General features: G+C 65.7%; 18 protein-coding genes. 9 read left to right on the top strand and 9 right to left on the bottom strand.

The genetic code is table 11. The annotated features are described in order from the left end of the window. Positions 1–381 precede the first annotated feature (381 nt). On the bottom strand, positions 382–1,551 hold the full coding sequence (locus ACQR1H_RS01680; protein WP_434907033.1) for a M20 aminoacylase family protein: 1,170 nt from the start codon (positions 1,549–1,551) through the stop codon (positions 382–384). Positions 1,552–1,724: 173 nt separating this feature from the next. On the opposite strand from ACQR1H_RS01680, the gene ACQR1H_RS01675 reads away from it, so the two are divergent. After that, positions 1,725–3,344 (top strand): GMC family oxidoreductase, encoded by a 1,620-nt coding sequence (locus ACQR1H_RS01675; protein WP_434840197.1) that lies wholly within the window; start codon positions 1,725–1,727, stop codon positions 3,342–3,344. Positions 3,345–3,696: 352 nt separating this feature from the next. Here the strand turns inward: ACQR1H_RS01675 and ACQR1H_RS01670 are convergent, their stop codons facing one another. Beyond that, a complete protein-coding gene (locus ACQR1H_RS01670; protein ID WP_434907032.1) occupies positions 3,697–4,884 on the bottom strand; it encodes an acyltransferase family protein in 1,188 nt (395 codons plus the stop codon). Between the two features lie 202 nt (positions 4,885–5,086). Here ACQR1H_RS01670 and ACQR1H_RS01665 point away from each other — a divergent pair, with 202 nt between their 5' ends. The 4 genes from ACQR1H_RS01665 to ACQR1H_RS01650 all read left to right on the top strand — a co-directional run bounded on the left by ACQR1H_RS01665 (position 5,087) and on the right by ACQR1H_RS01650 (position 7,793). Beyond that, a complete protein-coding gene (locus ACQR1H_RS01665; protein WP_315801254.1) occupies positions 5,087–6,031 on the top strand; it encodes a metallophosphoesterase family protein in 945 nt (314 codons plus the stop codon). A 13-nt stretch (positions 6,032–6,044) separates the two neighbouring features. After that, on the top strand, positions 6,045–6,362 hold the full coding sequence (locus ACQR1H_RS01660; protein ID WP_315801255.1) for a cupredoxin domain-containing protein: 318 nt from the start codon (positions 6,045–6,047) through the stop codon (positions 6,360–6,362). Positions 6,363–6,459: 97 nt separating this feature from the next. Then, the gene (locus tag ACQR1H_RS01655) at positions 6,460–7,008 is read left to right on the top strand and encodes a sigma-70 family RNA polymerase sigma factor (protein ID WP_316183628.1); all 549 of its coding nucleotides are present in this window, start codon (positions 6,460–6,462) and stop codon (positions 7,006–7,008) included. 2 nt (positions 7,009–7,010) lie between these two features. After that, a complete protein-coding gene (locus ACQR1H_RS01650; RefSeq protein WP_315801256.1) occupies positions 7,011–7,793 on the top strand; it encodes an anti-sigma factor family protein in 783 nt (260 codons plus the stop codon). Positions 7,794–7,990: 197 nt separating this feature from the next. Here ACQR1H_RS01650 and hpnO read toward each other — a convergent pair whose 3' ends face one another. Continuing rightward, entirely contained in the window at positions 7,991–9,382 is a 1,392-nt protein-coding gene (gene hpnO / locus ACQR1H_RS01645; protein WP_434907031.1) for an aminobacteriohopanetriol synthase HpnO, read from the bottom strand. Between the two features lie 101 nt (positions 9,383–9,483). Between hpnO and ACQR1H_RS01640 the strand changes: the two genes are divergently transcribed. Then, positions 9,484–10,110 (top strand): DUF2147 domain-containing protein, encoded by a 627-nt coding sequence (locus ACQR1H_RS01640; protein ID WP_409997886.1) that lies wholly within the window; start codon positions 9,484–9,486, stop codon positions 10,108–10,110. 68 nt (positions 10,111–10,178) lie between these two features. On the opposite strand, the gene ACQR1H_RS01635 is transcribed toward ACQR1H_RS01640, so the two are convergent. Next, positions 10,179–12,779 (bottom strand): MMPL family transporter, encoded by a 2,601-nt coding sequence (locus tag ACQR1H_RS01635; RefSeq protein WP_315801258.1) that lies wholly within the window; start codon positions 12,777–12,779, stop codon positions 10,179–10,181. Positions 12,780–13,265: 486 nt separating this feature from the next. Between ACQR1H_RS01635 and ispH the strand changes: the two genes are divergently transcribed. Next, complete coding sequence (gene ispH / locus ACQR1H_RS01630; protein WP_434907030.1) at positions 13,266–14,192, top strand: 4-hydroxy-3-methylbut-2-enyl diphosphate reductase; 927 nt, start codon at positions 13,266–13,268, stop codon at positions 14,190–14,192. Between the two features lie 34 nt (positions 14,193–14,226). Next, a complete protein-coding gene (gene hpnH, locus ACQR1H_RS01625; protein ID WP_316183626.1) occupies positions 14,227–15,375 on the top strand; it encodes an adenosyl-hopene transferase HpnH in 1,149 nt (382 codons plus the stop codon). Between the two features lie 218 nt (positions 15,376–15,593). Here hpnH and ACQR1H_RS01620 read toward each other — a convergent pair whose 3' ends face one another. The 5 genes from ACQR1H_RS01620 to ACQR1H_RS01600 form a co-directional block, all read right to left on the bottom strand. Then, complete coding sequence (locus tag ACQR1H_RS01620; protein ID WP_410051467.1) at positions 15,594–16,358, bottom strand: phosphorylase; 765 nt, start codon at positions 16,356–16,358, stop codon at positions 15,594–15,596. Positions 16,359–16,702: 344 nt separating this feature from the next. Beyond that, positions 16,703–17,953: a hydroxysqualene dehydroxylase HpnE gene (gene hpnE / locus ACQR1H_RS01615; RefSeq protein ID WP_316183367.1), complete on the bottom strand. Its 1,251-nt coding sequence runs from the start codon at positions 17,951–17,953 to the stop codon at positions 16,703–16,705. Next, a complete protein-coding gene (gene hpnD, locus ACQR1H_RS01610) occupies positions 17,953–18,792 on the bottom strand; it encodes a presqualene diphosphate synthase HpnD (RefSeq protein ID WP_315801263.1) in 840 nt (279 codons plus the stop codon). The genes hpnE and hpnD overlap by 1 nt, the downstream gene beginning before the upstream one ends. Then, positions 18,789–19,667, bottom strand: a complete 879-nt coding sequence (gene hpnC, locus ACQR1H_RS01605; RefSeq protein WP_434907029.1) for a squalene synthase HpnC — start codon at positions 19,665–19,667, stop codon at positions 18,789–18,791. Before hpnC ends, hpnD begins: the two co-directional genes overlap by 4 nt. 223 nt (positions 19,668–19,890) lie before the next feature. After that, positions 19,891–20,127: a hypothetical protein gene (locus ACQR1H_RS01600; protein ID WP_315801265.1), complete on the bottom strand. Its 237-nt coding sequence runs from the start codon at positions 20,125–20,127 to the stop codon at positions 19,891–19,893. 478 nt (positions 20,128–20,605) lie between these two features. On the opposite strand from ACQR1H_RS01600, the gene ACQR1H_RS01595 reads away from it, so the two are divergent. After that, positions 20,606–21,100, top strand: coding sequence for a hypothetical protein (locus ACQR1H_RS01595; protein WP_434885137.1), 495 nt, complete (start codon positions 20,606–20,608; stop codon positions 21,098–21,100). Positions 21,101–21,279: the final 179 nt, after the last annotated feature.

Below are 21,279 nucleotides of genomic sequence, written 5' to 3'. Positions count from 1 at the left end.
ACAGATCTTGGAACACAAATCCTGGAACGATGTAGCTGTGCTAACCACTTCGCTCAGGCCGTCCACACTCAGCCAGTCGCTGAAGCGGGAGAAAACTAACATGAAGCTATTTGAGTCACAATAGAGTAGTCGGATCGATACACCTGCTGATTGCTTGCATCGAGGACGTGCTGCGATCGCCTCGGATGCCTGCAATGGCTGCGCATGATGCGTGCCTGCGCCCGCGAATGTCATCGCAAGGCATATCGTCGCACCTCGTTCCACCGCAGCGCACACGCAGCAGTTCCGTCCAAGGTCATGGAACCCAACGTGCATTGCACACGCAAAAGGCCCGCGCTCACGCGCGGGCCTGCCGATGTACTTGCGTGCCGGATGGCGAGCTCACGCCACCAGCGTGTTCTCCACCACCTTGATGAAGAACGAGGTGCCGTAGACGATCGCCTCGTCGTTGAAATTGTAGGCCGGGTGATGCAGGCCGGCGCTGTCGCCATTGCCGACGAAGATGAACGCGCCGGGACGCGCCTCGAGCATGTAGGCGAAGTCCTCACCACCCATCATCGGCGGCATCTCGTGCACATTGGCGTCGCCTGCGACCTCCTTGGCGGCGCGGATCGCGATCTCGGTCTGCTCGGCGTGATTGATGACCACCGGATAGCCGCGCGCATAGTTCAGGTCGATCCTGGCGCCGGTCATCTGGGCGACGCCGGTCACGACCTCGCGCACCCGCTTCTCCATCAGCTCACGCACCTTCGGCGTCAGCGTCCGCACGGTGCCGCGCAGCACCGCGCTCTGCGGAATCACGTTGCGGGCATTGCCGGCGTGGAACTCGCAGATCGACAGCACCGCGGCCTCCAGCGGATCGACGCTGCGCGACACGATCTGCTGCAGCGCGGTGACGAGCTGGGCGCCGACCAGGAGCGAGTCGATGCAATTGTGCGGCTTGGCGGCATGACCGCCATGACCCTCGATGGTGATGTCGATCGCGTCGGTCGACGCCATCAGCGCCCCCTGGCGGATGGCGAAGGCGCCGACCGGCAGGCCGGGCCCGTTGTGCATGCCGTAGACCTGGTCGATCTTGAAACGGTCGATCAGGCCGTCCTTGATCATCGCGTCCGCACCACCGCCGCCCTCCTCGGCCGGCTGGAAGATCACCGCGACCTCGCCGGCGAAGTTGCGGGTCTCCGCCAGATAGCGCGCGGCGCCGAGCAGCATCGCCGTATGGCCGTCATGGCCGCAGGCATGCATCATGCCCGGGGTCTTCGAGGCATAGGGCAGTCCGGTCGCCTCCACGATCGGCAGCGCGTCCATGTCGGCGCGCAGTCCGAGCACCTTCACCTCGCCATGGCCGGGCTTGCGGCCCTTGATGACCCCGACGACGCCAGTTTGGCCGAGGCCGGTCACGACCTCGTCACAGCCGAACTCGCGCAGCCGATCCGCGACGAAGGCCGCCGTCCGATGCACGTCGTAGAGCAGCTCCGGATGCGAATGGATATCCCGCCTCCAGGCCTGGATATCGGGCTGCAGATCGGCGACGCGGTTGACGATGGGCATGGGGAATCTCGTAACTCCGGTGGGATTTTGCGCCTGTTTAGCATGCAAAAGCCGCACCGCCCAAGATAAGGGCTGCGCCCGTCTCATGGCTCGGTCAACCAGCCATGAACGTGGCGCTTGTCCGGGCCGGTCCGGGCTGACTAAAAGCTCGCAACGATGGGAAGGGAATGCCGATGCCGAGACAGCTCGAGGGGGATTACGACTATATCGTGGTGGGCGCCGGCACCGCCGGCTGCATCCTCGCCAACCGGCTGTCGGCCGATCCCAAGGCCCGCGTCCTGATTCTCGAGGCAGGCGGCAACGACAACTGGATCTGGTTCCATATTCCGGTCGGCTACCTCTTCGCGATCGGCAATCCGCGCTCCGACTGGATGTTTCGCACCGAGGCCGAGCCGGGCCTCAATGGCCGCTCGCTGGCCTACCCCCGCGGCAAGGTGATCGGCGGCTGCTCGGCGATCAACGCCATGATCTCGATGCGCGGCCAGGCCGCCGACTACGACCATTGGCGCCAGCTCGGCCTCGCCGGCTGGAGCTATGCCGACGTGCTGCCGGTATTCAGGAGGCTGGAGGATCATTTTCTCGGCGAAAGCGAACACCATGGCGTCGGCGGCGGCTGGCGGATCGAGGCGCCCCGGCTGTCCTGGGCAGTGCTCGACGCGGTCGGTGACGCCGCCGAGCAGATGGGGCTGCGCCGCATCCCCGACTTCAACACCGGCGACAATGAAGGCATCAGCTATTTCCACGTCAACCAGAAGCGCGGCCGGCGCTGGTCGTCCGCGCGGGGCTTCCTCAAGCCGGCGCTGAGCCGGCCGAACCTGCGGCTGGAAACGCAGGTGATGGTGGATCGCCTGATCATCGAGAACGGCCGCGCCGCCGGCGTGCGCTTCCGGCAAAACGGCGAGACCATCGAGGCCCGCACCAGGGGCGAGGTCATCCTCAGCGCCGGCTCGATCGGCTCGGTGCAGGTGCTGCAGCGCTCGGGCATCGGCCCGGCCGAGTGGCTCGGCGCGCTCGGCATCGACCTCGTCCTCGACAGACCGGGCGTGGGACGCAACCTGCAGGACCATCTGCAGCAGCGCGCGATCTACAAGGTCACGGGCGTGAAGACGCTGAACGAGACCTACTACTCGCTGGTCCGCCGCGGCCTGATGGGTCTCGACTACGCGTTCCGGCGCCGCGGGCCGCTGACCATGGCGCCGTCGCAGCTCGGCATCTTCACGCGCTCGGATGCGACGCGCGACCGCGCCAACATCCAATTCCACGTGCAGCCGCTGTCGCTCGACAAGTTCGGCGATCCCCTGCATCGCTTTCCCGCGATCACGGTCAGCGCCTGCAATTTGCGTCCGACCTCGCGCGGCAGCGTCCGCATCCGCTCCGCAGCAATCGATGAAGCGCCATCGATCGCGCCGAACTATCTGGCGACCGAGGACGACCGCCAGGTCGCGGCCGACGCCATCCGCGTCACCCGCCGGCTGATGAAACAGAATGCGCTCGCCGCCTACAGGCCGGAAGAATATCTGCCCGGCCCATCGGTCGGCGATGACGACGCGGCGCTCGCCAAGGCCGCCGGCGACATCGGCACCACCATCTTCCACCCCGTAGGCACGGCGAAGATGGGCTCCCCCGATGATCCGATGGCCGTGGTCGACGAGCGGCTGCGCTTCCGCGGCATCGACCGCCTGCGCATCGCCGACGCCTCGATCATGCCGACCATCACCTCGGGCAACACCAACACGCCGACCGCGATGATCGCAGAGAAGGCGGCGATGATGATCCTGGAGGATGGGCGGTGAAGCGCGCGCATGCGATCCCGCTCGTTTTGCGCCGAACTCGCGCGCGCAATTCTCACCATCGGCATCGATGGCGTTGACACAGGGCGCTGTACGATACAGCGCCCTCTCCCCTTGTGAGAGAAGGCATCTTCGGCCTATCCACGCGCGCGGTTGGGTGAGGGTATATCTCGGCGAGCGACGCTCGTTGAGGCATACCCCTCACCCAACCGAGCTTGCTGCACTGTCCTACATGCCCTCTCCCACAAGGGGCCCACAAGAGGAGAGGGCGCATTCACCCGCACCGCGCCTCGTCTTATTGACGCCAAGTGTCACCGTAACGAGTTCGACGGCAGCCACCGCCGCGCGCAACGGATCAGACGATCCGCGCCACCAACGGGATTCGGCGCAACAGCACAGTCGCCAGCCAGCTCACCGACAGCGTGCCCGCCAGCACGATCGCGAACTTCACTCCCGCCGGCCACGCCGGGTCGTAGACCAGATATTGCAGCCACAGCAGCGGCAGGAAGTGCAGCAGATAGATGCCGTAGGCCGACGGCTGCAGGCGATCCATCAGCGCCAGCGGCGCCTTCGCCCAGCGCAGGAAGAAGGTCGGCACGCCGAACGCCATCGCAGCACAGAAGCTTGCCACGGCGCTGCCATAGGCCGCACGCCACCATAGCGGCGGCGAGTCGAAGTCGGCGATCCAGTTGTGATGGGCGTAGGCCAGCAACAGGATCGCGCCATAGCAGCCATAGGAAAGACCGAACCAGATCCACCAGCGCCGCACCAGCGCGCCGTCGGCCGCGAACGGGCCCGCTCGCAGCCCGGCGGCACCGATCGCGACGCCGCCGACGAAGAAGGCCGGATAGAGCAGCACCCGGCTCGCCTGCAGCGGCAGCGGAAAATGTCCGGGCATGAACCAGAAACCGTCACCGAAGCCGAGATGCGGCGGCAGATAGGCCAGGTTGGCGATCACGAGGAAGATCAGGAAGCCAGTGAGCGGATAGTGCAGCAACGCCCCGGCCCAGCGCCCGACTGCGCCGATCGCCTGCGGCGCCAGGACGCAGACGAGCGCAGCCAGTATATCAAACCCCAGCAGCACGCCGAGAAACCAGGCCGAGCCGGACGGCCACGGCCCTTCGCTGATCATGCGCCACCACACCGCGGCGAACTGATCCTCGGCCACGTAGTATCGGTAATAGGCGATCGGCATGATCACGAGGATCGACACGATGTAGGGCACGCCGAGCCGCAGCGCGCGGCGCCCGACATAGTCCGACGCGCCCCGGCCCGCCAGGCTTGCCGGCACGAACAGGCCGGAGATGAAGAACATGCACGACATGAAGTAGCTGTCGTTGAACAGCGCGACGAGGTCGAAGCCGAGCCAGTGCATGCGGTCGCCGCCCTGGCCGAAATGAGTGTAGTTGATGGCGGAGTGATAGAGCACGACCGAGAGCGTGATGAACGTCCTGGCGCGATCGAGCGGCACGATCCGATCGCGCGCCGCTTCTGTGTTCTGCGAGTTCGGGGTCACGCGCTCATGCATCGACGTCGTATCCATCGGCCGCGCCCTCGGCGGCCACCCGCTTATATCTTTCGCGCGGCCCTGCGCCGACATCCTGCGCGACCAGGCGAGCCGGCGGCCATCGCCGGCATGATCACGAACACGTCATCGCGTTTCGACGGCTGCAATCCGGGAATAAAACCGGACCGCCGCCGCTCTTCTCCCCCGCAAGCCCGATGACGGGCAACGGGAGATGACGATGAGCCTTGGTGATCACGACGAGAACGGCGTCAGCCGGCGCAAGGTGCTGGAATGCATGACGTGGGCCGGCACCGGCGTGCTCTGGACGCTGTCAGGCGGCGTGCCGCGTTCGCTCGGCCTGGTCGACGCCGCGCGGGCGGCCGAGCAGCCCGCCTCCGGCCTGACCTTCCTGCAGATCAGCGACAGCCATGTCGGCTTCGACAAGCCGGCCAATCCCAACGCGCTCGGCACGCTCGAGGAGGCCGTCAACCGCATCAAGGCGATGCCGGTGAAGCCGTCCTTCATGATCCACACCGGCGACATCTCGCATCTGTCGAAGGCGGCCGAGTTCGACGACGCCGATCGCATCATCTCGCAGACGCGTCTCGACGTGCACTACGTGCCCGGCGAGCACGACTTCCTCGACGAGGACGTCAAGCTCTACAAGGAGCGCTACGGCAAGGGCACGCGCGGCTCCGGCTGGTATTCGTTCGACGCCAATGGCGTACACTTCATCGGGCTGGTCAACGTGGTCGATCTCAAGGCCGGCGGGCTCGGCAATCTCGGCGCCGAGCAGCTCGCCTGGCTGGAGCAGGATCTCAAGGGCCGCTCCAAATCGACCCCGGTCGTCGTGTTCGCGCACATCCCGTTGTGGACCGTATATCCGGAATGGGGCTGGGGCACCGAGGATGGCGGCCGCGCGCTGGACAGCCTGAAGGGGTTCGGCTCGGTGACGGTGCTGAACGGCCATATTCATCAGGTGATGCAGAAGGTCGAGGGTAACGTCACCTTCCACACCGCGCGCTCGACCGCCTTTCCGCAGCCGGCGCCGGGCACGGCGCCCTCGCCCGGCCCGATGAAGGTCGAGGACGCCAGACTGCGCAGCCTGCTCGGCATCGCCAGCATCGACTTCAAGGTCGGGTCCGAGCGGCTCGCCATCATCGACACGCCGCTGGCCGGCTGAGGACGGAAACGCAATGAGCCAGTCTGTTGTTCGCGGCGCCTGCCTCGCCGCCGCGCTGCTTCTCGGCGCCACGCCGCTGCGCGCCGAGACCATCAAGGTCACCATCGACAACTTCACCTTCACCCCGGCCGCGGTGACGGTGAAGGTCGGCGACACCGTGACCTGGACCAACCACGACGACATCCCGCACACGGTGGTGTCGGCCGGGAAATACCGGTCGAAAACGCTCGATACCGACGACAGCTTCTCCTTCACCTTCGCAGCCGCCGGCGACTACAAATATTTCTGTTCGCTGCATCCGCACATGACGGGGCTGGTCAAGGTTGAGTAGCATCGCGAACCAGGGCATGAGCATCGTCGCATGGGCCGGTCGGCGCCGTAGCGCCGGCCGCGCCGTGCGACCGCGAACCGGGCCGGAGACCACGCCGGTGACGACAGCCAGTGACGATCCCGAGAGGGCGCGACGCTTCCGCGAGGCGGCACTGCCGCATCTCGACGATGTCTACACGCTGGCGCGCTATCTGCTGCGCAACGCCGCCGACGCGGAGGACGCGGTGCAGGAATGCTACCTGCGCGCGCTGAAGCATTTCGACACCTACCGTGGTCCGGCGATGAAGCCGTGGCTGTTTGCGATCCTGCGCAATGTCTGCCACGCCGAATTCGCGCGCCGCGCCGGTGCGCCGGTCAAGGCGCTCGACGATGCGCCCGAAGCGGCCGAGCAGCCGCCGCTGTGGCAGGAGAGCACCGAGACGCCGGAAGGCGCCGTGCTGCGCGAGCGCGATGCCTCGGCGATCCGGCGAATGATCGACACGCTGGCCGAGCCGTTCCGCGAGACGTTCGTGCTGCGCGAGGTCAACAATCTGTCCTATCGCGAGATCGCGGAGGCCGCCGACGTGCCGGTCGGCACCGTGATGTCGCGTCTCGCCCGCGCCCGCGCGATGCTGCGCGCCGCCTGGCTCGCGCAGGAGGAGCTCTAGCCATGACCTGCGATGAAGCCGAGATCCTGATCCACGCGCTGGCCGATGGCGAGCTCGACGCCGGCCACGCTCTCGAGGTCGAAGCCCATGTCGCGACCTGCCCGCGCTGCGCTGCGGAGCTTGCTGCCATCAGGGAGATGAAGCAGATGCTCGCCGGCGCCGACCTCGGCTACAAGGCGCCCGCCGCCTTGCGCCAGCGCATCGAAGCCGCCCTGCCGCCGGTCGAGGCGGCCGTCGTTACTCCGTTTGCCGTCCGGCCGAGCCGCCGCTCGCTGCTGAAGGGCTTTGCGATGGGCTCGGCCGTGTCGGCGCTGGCCGCCACCGGTCTCGTCGCCATCGTGCTGCGCAATGACGACCAGCAGCGGATCGAGGCCGAGATCGTCTCGGCGCATCTGCGCTCGCTGCAGGCCGGCCACCTGACCGACGTGATCTCGACCGACCAGCACACGGTCAAGCCCTGGTTCAACGGCAGGCTCGACGTGGCGCCGCCGGTGATCGACCTCACCGCTGAGGGATTCACCCTGATCGGCGGGCGGCTCGATTATGTCGATGCCCGCCCGATCGGCGCGGTGGTCTATCGCCGCCGCCAGCACGTCATCAATCTGTTCGTGGCGCAGACCTCGTCCACCGAGCGCCGCGCCGCACGGATGGACACGATCCAGGGCTTCAATATCAGGAGTTGGCGCGACCGCGGCCTCAGCTATTGGGCGATCAGCGATATCGGCGGCGACGAGCTCGAGGAGTTCGGCGAGCGGTTCGAGCGGAAGATGGGTGGGAGCAGCTGAGTCGCTCTCGCGCGCTCCGTCATTGCGGGCGAAACGACGCAATCCCGAGGCGCGAAGGAAGGCTGGATTGCTTCGCTCGCCATGACAAGCCCTTCGTAAGGCGGGCAAAGCGTAGCGTGCCCCACCAAAGGTCCTGCGAGGATCGAGATGGTGGGCACGGCGCGTCGCGCGTTTGCCCACCCTACATGTTCGTCAGCTCACGCCGATTTGCGGATGGCGTTGTCGACCAGGGTCTTGCCGAGCGACCAGATCGCGCCGGGGACCTTGTGGCTCTGCGCGATGACGTCATCGAAGGCGCGCTCGATCCAGGCGCAGTCCTCCTCGGTGATGGTCAGCGGCGGCAGCAGCTTGATCGTGTGCAGGCCGTGACCGGCGACCTGGGTCAGGATCTTGTGATCCTTGAACAGCGGCACCGTGATAAGCTGGCAGAACAGGCCCTTGTTGGCGCTCTCCAGCATGGTCCACGAGGCCTTGAGGCGCAGCGATTTCGGCGGACCGAACTCGACGCCGATCATCAGCCCCTTGCCGCGGACTTCCTTGAGCAGCTCGTAGCCCGGCACCATCCGGGTCAGCGCCAGCCGCAGCTCGGCGCCGCGCTTGGCGGCGGCCTCGACCAGCTTCTCGGCCTTCATCACCTCGAGCGTGGCAATGCCGGCGGCCATCGCGAGGTCGTTCTTGGCGAAGGTCGAGCCGTGCACCACGGCGCGATCCATGCGGTTGAATATCTTGTCGAAGATCTGCTTGCGCGTCAGCAGCGCGCCGACCGGGACATGGCCGCCGGACAGCGCCTTCGATAGCAGCACCATGTCGGGCTCGACGTTCCAATGTTCCACGGCGAGGAACCGGCCGGTGCGTCCCATGCCGGTCTGGATCTCGTCGGCGATGAAGATGGTGCCGTATTTCTTGCAGAGCGCAGCGGCACCCGGCAGGAACTCGTCGGAGGGCATGTTGACGCCCTTGCCCTGGATCGGCTCGACGATGAACGCTGCGATCTCGCGCGACGACAGCGCCTGCTCGAGCGCGGCGAGATCGTTGAAAGGGATCGCCGTGCAGCCCGGCAGCAGCGGCTCGAAGCCGTTGCGGAAGTTCGAATCATCGGTCAGCGACAGCGCGCCATAGGTGAGACCGTGATAGGAGTGCCCGCAATAGACGATGCCGGGCCGGCCGGTCGCGCCACGCGCGAATTTGATCGCGGCTTCCACGGTCTCGGCGCCGGAATTGGCGAAGAACACCTTGTCCAGATACGGGACATATTCCAGCAGCCGCTCGGCAAGAACGCCCGCCAAGGTCGAGACGTCGAGCTGAACGAGATTCGGCAGGTCGGTGTCGAGGACGCTTTTCAGCGCGGCGCGCAGTGTCGGATGATTGCGGCCGATTGCAAAGACGCCAAAACCGCTGAGCAGGTCAAGATAACGGGCCCCATCACGATCGTAGAGATATTGCCCTTGTCCCTTCTGGAACCCAACATCATATCCAATCGTTTTGAGAACGCGGACAAGCTGCTCGTTCAGATGCCGAGAGTGCATCGTGCTGCGCTGCGCTTGGCGCTCCACAAACATCTCGGAAACGTCTAGATTGGGTTCTAGCATCGGCTACATACTTCGGTTGATGGACGTGACGTCAACTGAAAACGCGCAATGCGGCGTTTTGCCCTCATTCGCACCATCAAAGCAAGCACGGGTTTCTGCCAATGTTGCATCGCCTTAGATATCTCATGTCGACGACACTAGCATACTCCGCAGTCGTGTTCGCAGCAGGAATTTCTTCCGCGCTCGCGGCCGACCCCACCGGCGACTGGCGGGTTGCCGACGGCGTCGCGAACATCCGAGTCGCACAATGTAATGGCAGCATGTGGGGCGTCGTGGCCTGGGAGAAGACCCCGGGCGGGCGCGACAGCAACAACCCCGATCCGGCCCGCCAGAGCCGCCCGACGCTCGGCATGCCGATCCTGATCGACATGAAGAAGAAGCCCGGCGCAGACGCGTGGGAAGGCCAAGTCTACAACGCCAAGGATGGGCAGCTCTACAGCTCCACCATCACGCCGGTCGACCCCGATCACCTGGAGATCAAGGGCTGCGTGCTCGGCTTCCTGTGCGGCGGCGAGACCTGGACGCGGGTTGCTCCGCCGATTCCGTCGAGCCCTGTGAACAGCATGGCCAAAGGTACACAGAAACCAATCGCGCCGGCCCCTGCTCCGGCGGCCAAGACGACCACCGGCGTCGGCAGTGGCGCAACCGCATCGGCCAAGCCGGGACACAAGCCCGCGGACCAGGTCGGCGATATCTGCCTGCTGCCCGAGATCGCGCGCCCCCGCTAACTAACGGGCGTCCGTCACGCGAACAAAAAAAAGCGGCCGAGAGATCGGCCGCTTTTTCTATTCCGTGATCACGAGCCCTCTTGCTCCTTGATCTCGCGAGGCTTGCCCATCAGCGCCGGCTGGAACAGCAGCACGGCGGCGAGCGTGGTGACCAGCGACAGCGCCAGCAGCTTGCCCATGCTGGACGTGCCGGGATGGCTCGACAGCCACAGGCTGCCGAATGCGGTCGCCGTCGTCAGTGCGCTGAAGAAGATCGCCCGGGTCAGGCTGGTCTGGAGCAAATTTGTGCGGCCGCCGCGCCACGCCACCACGTAGTAGATCTTGAACGCGACGCCAATGCCTAGCAGGAGCGGCAGGGCGACGATGTTGGCGAAGTTCAGCGGCAGCTTGATCAGCACGCAGATCTCCAGCGTCACGGCGCCCGCAACCAGCAGCGGCACGATCGTCATGAGCACGTCGCTGAAGCGCTTCAAGGTCACCCACAGCAGGAGGCTGATCACGACCAGCGAGTAGATGCCGGCGTGGATGAATGCCTTCACGATCGTGTCACCGGACTTCAGGATCGAGACCGGACCGCCGATCGCGTTGGGCTCGGCCGTCAGGACGGCGTTGGCGAATCGCCTGAGATTGTCGTTGTCGTTCGGATCGCCCTTGGGCTGCGCCTCGACCCGAATCAGTCCGTCCTTGCTCTTCCACTGCGACACCAGTTCCGGCGGCAGGTTCGCGAGGCTGACCGGCTGCGCCTGGAGAGTGGCGCTGAGCTGCGTCAGCGTGATCTTCCACGGCTCGACGAACACCGCCTGCGCCTTGTTGCGAACCGTTTCGCTGGCGCCCGCGAGCCTGGCAAGCGCGTCGGCGAGCCGCCGCGACGCGACCGCGCCCGGCCCGTTGCTCTCGCCCGCGGTGCGCCGGAGATTGTCGACGGTCGAGTTCAGGGCGTCGACATTCTCCTTGTCGCTCGGCGCCGCATCGACCTGATCGGGGTTGAGTGCAGGCCCCAGCACCTTCGCGCCCTGCGCGATCAGCTTCAATTTGGCCGGCTGGTCCTCGGGGACGAAGCTGTCGAGCGACATCACGCGCGCCACCTCGGGCAACTTCGCCAGCTTGGCCTCGATCGCCTTGGCCTCGGTCTCGGAGCGCGTCAGCACGTCGATCGCATTGGCGCCCGTGTTCGGATCCTTTCGCAGGTCGAGATAGGTCGCGATCGACTCGGCGCGCGGATTGCGCAGGTTCATCGGGTTGAAGTCGAACTTCATGTAATAGAGCAGCGGCAGGCCGGCGACGACCAGGCCGAGCGTGCCGACGATGATCGGCACGCGGTGCTTCTCGAGGAAATGATCGACCGGCGCCAGGAAGGCGTAGCCGACCGGCTCCTTCTCGCCGGGCGGATTGAGGATCCTCAGCAATGCCGGCAGCACCGTGATCGACGACAGGAACGCGATGATCATGCCGGCGCCGGCGATGGCGCCGAGCTCGGAGATGCCCTTGTAGTCGGTTGGCAGGAAGCACAGGAAACCGGCAGCCGTCGCCATCGCCGCGAGCGACAGCGGCACCGCGGAGCGGCGCGCGGCTTCCGCCAGCGCCTCCGGAAGATTGTCGTTCTTGAACCGCTCGGAGCGATAGCGCACGCTGAACTGGATGCCGAAATCGACGCCGAGGCCGATGAACAGCACGGCGAACGCGACCGACAGCAGATTGAGCGAGCCGACCATCATCAGGCCGACGGCCGTGGTGAGCGCGAGGCCGATGAACAGGTTGATGAACACGGCCGAGATGATCTTGGCCGAATGCAGCGCCAGCCACAGGATGATCAGCACGACGACCACGGTGCCGATGCCGTTGACGACGGCGCCTTCCTGCACGGTGGCGTATTCCTCGTTGGCGATCGGCACCGGCCCGGTCAGCCGCACGCGGGCGTGAAAGCGGTGCGGGAAATCGAGCTCGGCCGCCGCCTGACGGATCGCATCCGTCGCCGCCTTGCCGGGCTCCAGGGCCTGGTAGTCGAGGATCGGCTTGAACTGGATGAAGGCGCGCTTATCGCTGTCTTCGAGCGGCTTGTCGGAGATCAGCTGGCGCCAGGAGAAGGTCGCATCGCCCTTGTCGAGCACGGTCTCGACCGTCTGGGAGATGTAGTCGAACGGCCGCGCGGCATTATCGAGCTTGACCTGGCCGCGCTTGACGCCGGCAAGGCCGGTCTCCAGCGCACCGGTCAGGCCGCGGATCGAGGGGTCCCCGGCCATGATCTCGACCAGCGGCGCCGCCGCCGTGAACTGGTCCGTGAGCTGCTTGACCTCCTCGGTCGGCAGGAACAGCAGGCCGTTCCTGGCGAAGAACTCGCCGCCGCCGAGCAGCTCGACCGATGAGAAGTTCGCGGTGTCGCCCTTGAGCTTCTTGGCAAGCGCATCAGCCGCCACGCCGGTCAGCTCCGGTGTCGCCGCCTCGACCACGCCCAGGATCATGCGATCGCGATCGAACGCCTGCTCATATTGCTGGTCGCGCTTGCGCCAGTCGAGATCAGGCGAAATCAGCTTGTTGATGTCGGTATTGATCGAGAAATGACGCGCCGTATAGAAGCCCGCGCCGACGGAGAGCAGCAGGGCCGCAATCAATGTCGGCCAGGCAAACCGGGTGCAGGCCTTGACGATCGAGACGACAAACGTGGTCAGCACTTCGTGACTTTCTAATGTTTAGAGAGCTGGGCGGAAACGTCCGCTTCATGGCGGAGTTCCCCGATCAGGGCGAGCCCCGGACGCACACATCCTGAGCGCGCCCCGACCCGGCCTGGCCCAACCTTGAAGACGAGGATGGTCCCTCGACGGCGGATCAAGTTGAACGATGCACGGAACCGTCGGGCCGGCTGATATAGCGGCTGTTCTCGGCGGTAAAGTGACGAACGAGTGAGAGCATAACCAACTCAATTGATTGATCTAATTTATAATTACTAAATTACCTGCAACCTCTCGGGGGCTGCGTGCGACGCATCACATGCGAGCGACTTGCAGACCGGCTTTTCTCTTCGCTCGATTTTTGACACAAAGCCCTGCGTTTCCATCCGTGTGGCGGGCCATTGGGGCACTCGCTGGTGCGATTATTGCAACCCTGTCGCACGCACGGAGGTGCCGGGTCGAAAGTGAGGCAACGTGGCTGGACGTCCCATGCAGGTGTATCTCGCGCAGCCGCGCGGTTTTTGTGCTGGAGTCGTGCGTGCGATCGAGATCGTGGAGCGCGCGCTGGAGAAGTATGGCCCGCCGGTCTACGTGCGTCATGAGATCGTCCACAACAAGCATGTGGTCGAGAGCCTGAAGGCCAAGGGCGCCATCTTCGTCGAGGACCTCTCCGAGGTCCCCCCGCGCGCCGTCACCGTGTTCAGCGCCCACGGCGTCGCCCGGACGGTCGAGGAGGAAGCGGCCGCCCGCGGGCTGCCGGTGCTCAATGCCACCTGCCCGCTGGTGACGAAGGTTCACAACCAGGGCAAGCGCTACATGTCCAAGGGACGTACCCTGGTACTGATCGGTCATGCCGGCCATCCGGAGGTGGAGGGAACCATGGGCCAGGTTCCCGGCCCGGTCTACCTCGTGCAGAACGTGGCCGATGTGGCCGCCCTGCCCCTGCCGCTCGACACCCCCTTGGCCTATATTACCCAGACCACGCTCAGCGTGGACGACACCCGGGACATCATTTTAGCCCTTCAAGCCCGCTTTACAGACCTTCAAGGTCCCGATATCCGGGATATCTGCTATGCGACACAGAACCGGCAATCTGCGGTAAGGGACTTGAGCAAGCTGGTGGACGTCATCCTGGTGGTGGGCGCCGCCAACAGCTCCAACTCGAACAGACTGCGCGAGATCGGCACCGAGGCCGGGGTCGCAAGCTATCTGATCGCTGATGGCAGCGAGCTCGATCCGGTTTGGCTGAAGGGGGCCAAGGCCGTCGGCATCACCGCCGGCGCCTCGGCTCCCGAAGTGCTCGTCGACGACGTCATCGAAGCCCTGTGGCGCATCGGACCGGTCGAGGTCGCGGTGGTCCCGGGGCGGGAAGAAAACATCGAATTCCGCCTGCCGGCCGAGCTGGTCGCGGGCTGATCGGTCCTCGTTTGGTCCAGAAAGAAGAGACGTAATGGCAATCCCCTTCCATAAGGAACTGCGTATCGGGGCCTATCTGATGAAGCAGAAGCTTCTCGGCCGGAAACGCTATCCGCTCGTGCTGATGCTGGAGCCGCTGTTCCGCTGCAACCTGGCCTGCGCGGGCTGTGGCAAGATCGACTATCCCGACGCGATCCTCAACCGCCGCATGAGCGCGCAGGAGTGCTGGGACGCCGCCGACGAATGCGGCGCGCCGATGGTCGCGATCCCCGGCGGCGAGCCGCTGATCCACAAGGAGATCGGCGAGATCGTGCGCGGCCTCGTCGCGCGCAAGAAGTTCGTCTCGCTCTGCACCAACGCGCTGCTCCTGGAGAAGAAGCTCGACCTGTTCGAGCCGTCGCCCTACCTGTTCTTCTCGGTGCATCTCGACGGCCTGCGCGAGCATCACGACAAGGCGGTGTCGCAGAAGGGCGTGTTCGACCGCGCCGTCTCCGCGATCAAGGCCGCCAAGGAGCGCGGCTTCACCGTCAACGTCAACGCCACCGTGTTCGACGGCCACCCGGCCGAGGAGATCGCCAAGTTCCTGGACTTCACCACCGAGCTCGGTGTCGGCGTCACCATGTCGCCCGGCTATGCCTATGAGCGCGCGCCGGACCAGGAGCACTTCCTCAACCGCACCAAGACCAAGCAGCTGTTCCGCGACGTCTTCAAGCTCGGCAAGGGCAAGAAGTGGAATTTCATGCATTCCGGCCTGTTCCTCGACTTCCTCGCCGGCAACCAGGAATTCGAGTGCACGCCCTGGGGCATGCCTGCGCGCAACATTTTCGGCTGGCAGAAGCCCTGCTATCTGCTCGGCGAAGGCTACACCAAGACCTTCAAGGAGCTGATGGAGACCACCGACTGGGATTCCTACGGCACCGGCAAGTACGAGAAGTGCGCCGACTGCATGGCGCATTGCGGCTATGAGGCGACCGCCGCCAATGCGGCGCTGACCAACCCGATCAAGGCGATGTTCGTGTCGCTGCGCGGCATCAAGACCGAAGGCCCGATGGCGCCGGAGATCGACCTCTCCAAGCAGCGCCCGGCGCAATACGTGTTCTCGTCGGAGGTGCAGAAGCGCCTCTCCGAGATCCGCAAGGACGAGGCCGTCGAAGCCCAGCAGAAGGCCTCGACCGCGGCCTGAGGCCGCTGAGATCAGTCCACAACGAAACGGCCGCCGGGCAACCGGCGGCCGTTTTTCGTTGAGGTGCTATGGGCTCGCAGGCGCCGCTCCGTTTCGGTGCAGGGATTGCGCCTCTGAGCGAAGCTCTTTCCACACGTCATTGCGAGCGCAGCGACGGAGCAAGCGGGATTATCGGAGCCTTAGCCGATAAAGCCGACGATCATTCGCCAGCCGGCGCCTTACGCTTCGGCGGCGGCCAGCGTCTCGGTCTCGAGGAAATGCTCGGCCGCCAGCAGGCCGCTCAGCAGCAGGTCGCGGGCGCCGCGCAGCGAGCGCAGGGCGCGATTGAACTCGATGCCCGTCGACACCAGACCACGCAGCACGGCCGGATTGCGGGCGACGCCGCGCAGGATCATCGGCAGGTCGATGTCGCCGTTGGGCTTGATGGCGTCCTTGGCGAGCGACGGGAGGGTGCGATGGGCGGGATCGGAGATCACCCGCAGCGCCGCGAACGGCAGCCCGTACTCGGCGGCATAGGCGGCAGCGATGTGGCTCTCCATGTCGACCGCGGCCGCGCCGGTCTTCATGCGCAGCGCCGCCTTGCGGGCCTGCGCCACCACCACCTCTTCGGCCCCGGCGAGCACGCCGCGCACGACGCGGCGCTTCTTCAGGGCGGCGCGGGCGATGTGCTCCTCGCGCAGCGACAGGCCCGACAGCCAGCGGGCATCGCCGGCGGTCACCTCGGTGGCGACGACGATGTCGCCGGCCTTGAGGGTCGGATCGAGGCCACCGGCCACGCCGAAGCTGACGACACCGCGGATCGAGGTCGGGTCGAACACGGTGAGCAGCGAGCGCAACTGTCTGGGGTCGCTCGAGCTGCAGATCACCATCATGCCGGGCCCGGCAGCAATCCGGGCCTCCTGCACCAAGCCCGTCACGACCAAGACCGGCCGCGGATCAATCGGGCGATCCGCGGACGTGTCGTCCCCCATCCCCAACTTCACAATCCGACCCCTGACACCTTCTCGGACGTCGCGTGATCCGACGTCTCCGTCTCTTGTTCCAAAGCCTCAGCCGCGGCGGCGCCAGAGCGGAAAGACCTTAACAAACCGAGGATTACGCAGAAAATTTCCACGAGGAAACCCCGTTTGCGCCGCACTGCACCCGCACCCGATGCGTTTTTTGCCGGGTGTTGCCATTTGGCCCCGCCGACCCCTGTTCCGCCCTGGAACAGATCGCGCCAGCGCCTCCAGGCGTGGAACTTTAAGCAAGAACTACGCCACGAAAATGTGAGACTCGCGGCGCAGGCGGCCTGACGGCGCGTCCAGATTCGGCAGCCCTGCGCCCGTCACCCGTGCCCGAGCAGGAGATTCGCGGCGCGGTCGCCGGAGCGCACCGAGCCTTCGATGGTTGCCGGCAGGCCGGTATCGGTCCAGTCCCCCGCCAGAGCGAGATTGCCGAACGCCGTCTTCACTCCGGGCCGGAGCGCGTTCTGCTCCGGCGTCGCCTCGAAGGTGGCGCGACGCTCGCGCACGATCTGCCACGGCGGCAGCTCGCCCGAGATCCCGGCGGCCTTGCAGACGTCGGCCCAGATCGCGGCGGCGAGTTCCTCGCGCGGCATGTCGACCAGGCGATCGCCATTGCTGATGGTGACCGAGAGCCGCTGCGGGAAGGCGAACAGCCACTCGACCAGGCCGCCGACCACTCCGAGCAGAGCTGGTGCATCGCGCGGCGGCGTGATGCGGAAATGGGCATTGACGATGGCACGATATTTCGTCGGCCCCGTGAGTCCCGGCAGCAGCGCCATCGCCGGCCGCGGCGGCACGGCGAGCACCACGACGTCGGAGGGACCGAGCGCGACGGTTTCATCACCGCCGAACCTGAGCCCGGTGACGCGACCGCCTGCATTGTCGAGGCCGCGCAGCTCGCGGCCGATCCGGACGCTGCCGCCCTTGCCTTCCAGGAATTTCACGGCCGGATCGATCAGCACGCCCGACAACCCGTCGCGCGCGATCAGCGGCCGGCAGGCCTGACCGCCGGCCAACAGCGTCTCGCGGACGATGGCGCCGGCGAGCCCCGCCGAGCCCTCCGGCGGATCGCAGTTCAGCGCCGCGAGCAGCAGCGGCTGCACCAGCCGGTCGTACAGCGCGCCCTTGCAGGGAATCGTGCTGCCGATGGTCTTGGACGTGCCGGCCCAAATCAGCGGCGACAATGCGAGATAGTCGCCGAGCTTGGTATCCGGCACGCGGCGGCCCTCGTCGAACACCCACAGCGGCAGCCGGCCGTTGCCGAGATCGAGCAGCCAGCGCTGGCCGCTCCGGATGTCGACGAATGCGAACTGCGCCTTCTCCGGCCCGACCAGCCCCGCTTCCGAGCCGATCGCACGGGCATAGGACAGCACGTGATGATTGGCCGACAGCAGCAGATGGTTGCCGTTGTCGATCACTAGGTCGGTCGCGGCGTCGTAATAGGACCGGCAGCGGCCGCCGAGCTGCTGCGTGGCCTCGTGGACGTGCACGATGTAGCCCGCGTTGGCGAGCCGCACGCCGGCGGAAAGGCCGGACACGCCGGCGCCGATGATGTGAGCTGTCTTCTGCATCAGATGATTGCGTAACGGAGGATGATGCCGATCTTCGTGAGCTTGCTCACGCGGACGGGCTCGCGCGGCAGCGCGAAGCCGCGTTCGAGCAGGAGGTCGAACACGGCGCGATAATATTTCGACATGATCCGCGGCGCCCGCACGGCGCGCCGACGATTTCGCCGCATGATCTCGTCGGCCTTCTCGAAATGCGTCTTGGCCCTGACCGCTACCGAGTTGCAGACCTTGGGCAGCGCCCGCTCCTGCATCACCTTGACCGGATCGTCGCTGGTGATGCCGGCGAACAGCAGCGCCTCGCGCGGCAGGTAGAGCCGGCCGATGCCGGCATCCTCGTCGATGTCGCGCAGGATGTTGGTGAGCTGCAGCGCGCGGCCGAGATGGTGCGCGAGCAGGATGCCGTCCTCCTCGGGCATGCCGAAGATGCGCACCGAGAGGCGGCCGACCGCGCTCGCCACGCGGTCGCAATAAAGGTCGAGCGTGGCGAGATCGGGCGCGCGGATCTCCGCCGGCACGTCCATCTCCATGCCGTCGATGATGGCGAGGAAGTCCTCGCGCTTCAGTCCGAAGGTCTTCACCGACGCGACATAGTCGCGCAGCCGCGGCGGCGGGTTGCCCTGGTACAGCGCGTCGATGTCGTCGCGCCATTTCTGCAGCGCTGCCAGCCGCTCGGGCCGCGGGCCGTCGGAATCGGCGATGTCGTCGACCTCGCGGCAGAAGCTGTAGACCTGGAACATCGCATCGCGCTGGGCGCGCGGCAGGATGCGCATGGCGGCATAGAACGAGCTGCCGGAGGCCGCCGTGCCGTGATCGACGTTATCCGCGGTCGCCTCGAGGGTCATGCGCCGGCTGCCGATTTGGTCTGGGGATGACGCCCGGCCACGCGGCGGCCGATCTCGCCCATCACCGAGGTGAAGGTGAGACCGAGCATGCCGATGGGCGACAGGTGCACGCGCTCGCTCAGCGGATCGCGCACCTTCAGCAACGCCACGATGCGGTCGGCGAAGGCCTGGATCACGGCGATCTCCAGTCCGAAGCGGAAATCCTTGACGCCGCTGTTGAGGTCCCTGCCCTCCTCGAGCAGCGCCGCATTGCGGACGGCGAGCTTCTGCAGGCAGCTCAAGAGCTGCGGCGACGATTTGGCTGCGCCGAGCATCTCGACCGTGGCGCCGGCTTCGGCCAGCGCGTCGCGCGGCAGATAGACGCGGTTGAGCGCCTTGTAGTCCTTGCCGCAGTCCTGCAGGTGGTTGTTGATCTGAAGGCCGGCGCAGATCGCGTCCGAGGCCGGCCAGGTCGCGGTGGACTCGCCGTGCACATCGAGCATGAAGCGGCCGACCGGCATCGCCGAATAGCGGCAGTAGTGGATGACCTCGTCCCAGTTCTCGTAGCGCAGCTTGGTCACGTCCATCCGGAAGGCAACCAGCAGATCGAGCGCGTGCCGGGGCGACATGCCGCGCTCGGCGAGCGCCCGGCGCAGGCTGACGGCGACGTCCTGGGTCTCGCCGGTCCCGGTCAGTTCGGCTTCGAGCAGATCGAGCAGCCGCAGCTTCTCGTCGCCCGGCAGGCTGGGATGGTCGGCGATGTCGTCGGCGGTGCGCACGAAATTGTAGAAGGCGAGGATCAGCGCCCGGTGCTCGGGACGGATGATCCACGACGCCACCGGAAAGTTCTCGTCCCGGTGTGTCTTGCCGGATCGCAAATCGCTCGCGGTGGTCATGGACGAAACAGCTGTCAGGTTGAAAGGGCGCTACCGAAAACAATGCCCGCCGCTTCGCTCATGCGAACGGATTGCTCGCCCCCATATAGGCGAAGATCCCGCCAAAACCAATGCAATCGATGTCGGGCAGCCCATAGGATCGAACCGCCGTCCTGCCCCGAGGAGCGGGCCGGCGGTCGTTAACCAAGAGAGCTCGGAAACAACCGTTCCGAACGGCAACCGCTTACTGGTTGTGGGTCTTCAGCACCTGATCGCAGGCCGAGCTGATCTTGGGGCGGTTCTCCTTGAGGCACGCCAGAATCGTGAAGTCACCCTGATCGATGACGGCACGGCAGAACTTCTGAACGTCACGCGTGCAGGCCGCCTGCTCTTCGGGCGTGCCGCCACGGCCTTGCGCGAACGCACCAGTGGAAACGGACACCGACGACAGCAGGGAAAGTGCCAGGAAAATCTTACGCATCGTGTTCCTTCATTTTGACAGCAGAGGAGACCTCCCGGGAACGCCGATGCTGCCCGGGAAACACCTGTTTGGTTTGGCAAGGACCGCAAGCCCCCCAGCGCCGGAGGTACACTGCCAAATGCGGCCAAATTTACGCCCTATGATCCCGAGCGGATCAAGCTCGGAGATCACAGCTTTGGCACAAACAAGGCGTTGATACTAGGGCGTTATTCTCGGAACACGTTTTTCGCATTTGGCTGTTGCAAGCATGCCGCGCGGACCGTTAGATGCGGGCGCCGTCGAGGCGGCCTGCGTGCAGCCGTCTTGCGAGGACGACCATTCGGCGCCGACCGGTCGCACGGTATCGGCGGGCATCATGGCATCCGGTCGCAGCGCCCGACTGGCCGTCATTTGAACCTAACCTTCGGCGAGAACACCAAGTGTTCGAAGCGGCGGCATACGCCGACACAGCGGTGTCATTTTGGATGGGAAACTCGATATGAAACTGTTCGGCTCACCTTTCTCTGGGCACGTCGTCAAGGCCGCCGGTCTCGGAGCGGCACTGTTCGTGGCGGCGACCGCAGTTCAGGCTCAGTCGGGCCCGTTCGCCGGCTTCGACGGCTCATGGGCCGGCAACGGCACGGTCGCGCTGTCCGACGGCACCACCGAGCGTATCCGCTGCAAGGCCAGCTACAAGGTGGCCGGCGCCAATCTCAAGCAGAGCCTGCAATGCGCCAGCGACAGCTACAAGTTCCTGCTGACCAGCGACGTCACCAGCCAGGGTGACCGCATCTCCGGCAATTGGAGCGAATCCAGCCGCAACGTGAACGGCGAACTGCAGGGCACCGCCGGCAACGGCCAGATCGACGTGTTCGTGCAGGCCGCCGGTTTCGCCGCCAGCATCAACCTGAGGACCAGCGGCAACAAGCAGGTCGTGCAGATCTCCTCCAAGGGCGAGATCCGCGGCGTCAACATCACGATGTCGAAGACCTGATCTTTGGACCGGAGCGCGTCGCGCGCTCACGGGCCGTCGAATGCGCAAACGGCCCTGACAATGTCAGGGCCGTTTTGTTTTGGGAGCGTATCCAGCGGCACGACCGCAAGTGAAGGCTCCAAGCATCATGCGATCACGTCTGCTGGTGCGACAGAGAATGTTCACCTCGCCCCGCTTGC

Source organism: Bradyrhizobium sp. HKCCYLRH2015 (genome assembly GCF_051168215.1).
In the GTDB taxonomy this organism is placed as follows: Bacteria; Pseudomonadota; Alphaproteobacteria; order Rhizobiales; family Xanthobacteraceae; genus Bradyrhizobium.
This window is presented reverse-complemented; position numbering and strand designations above follow the sequence as displayed.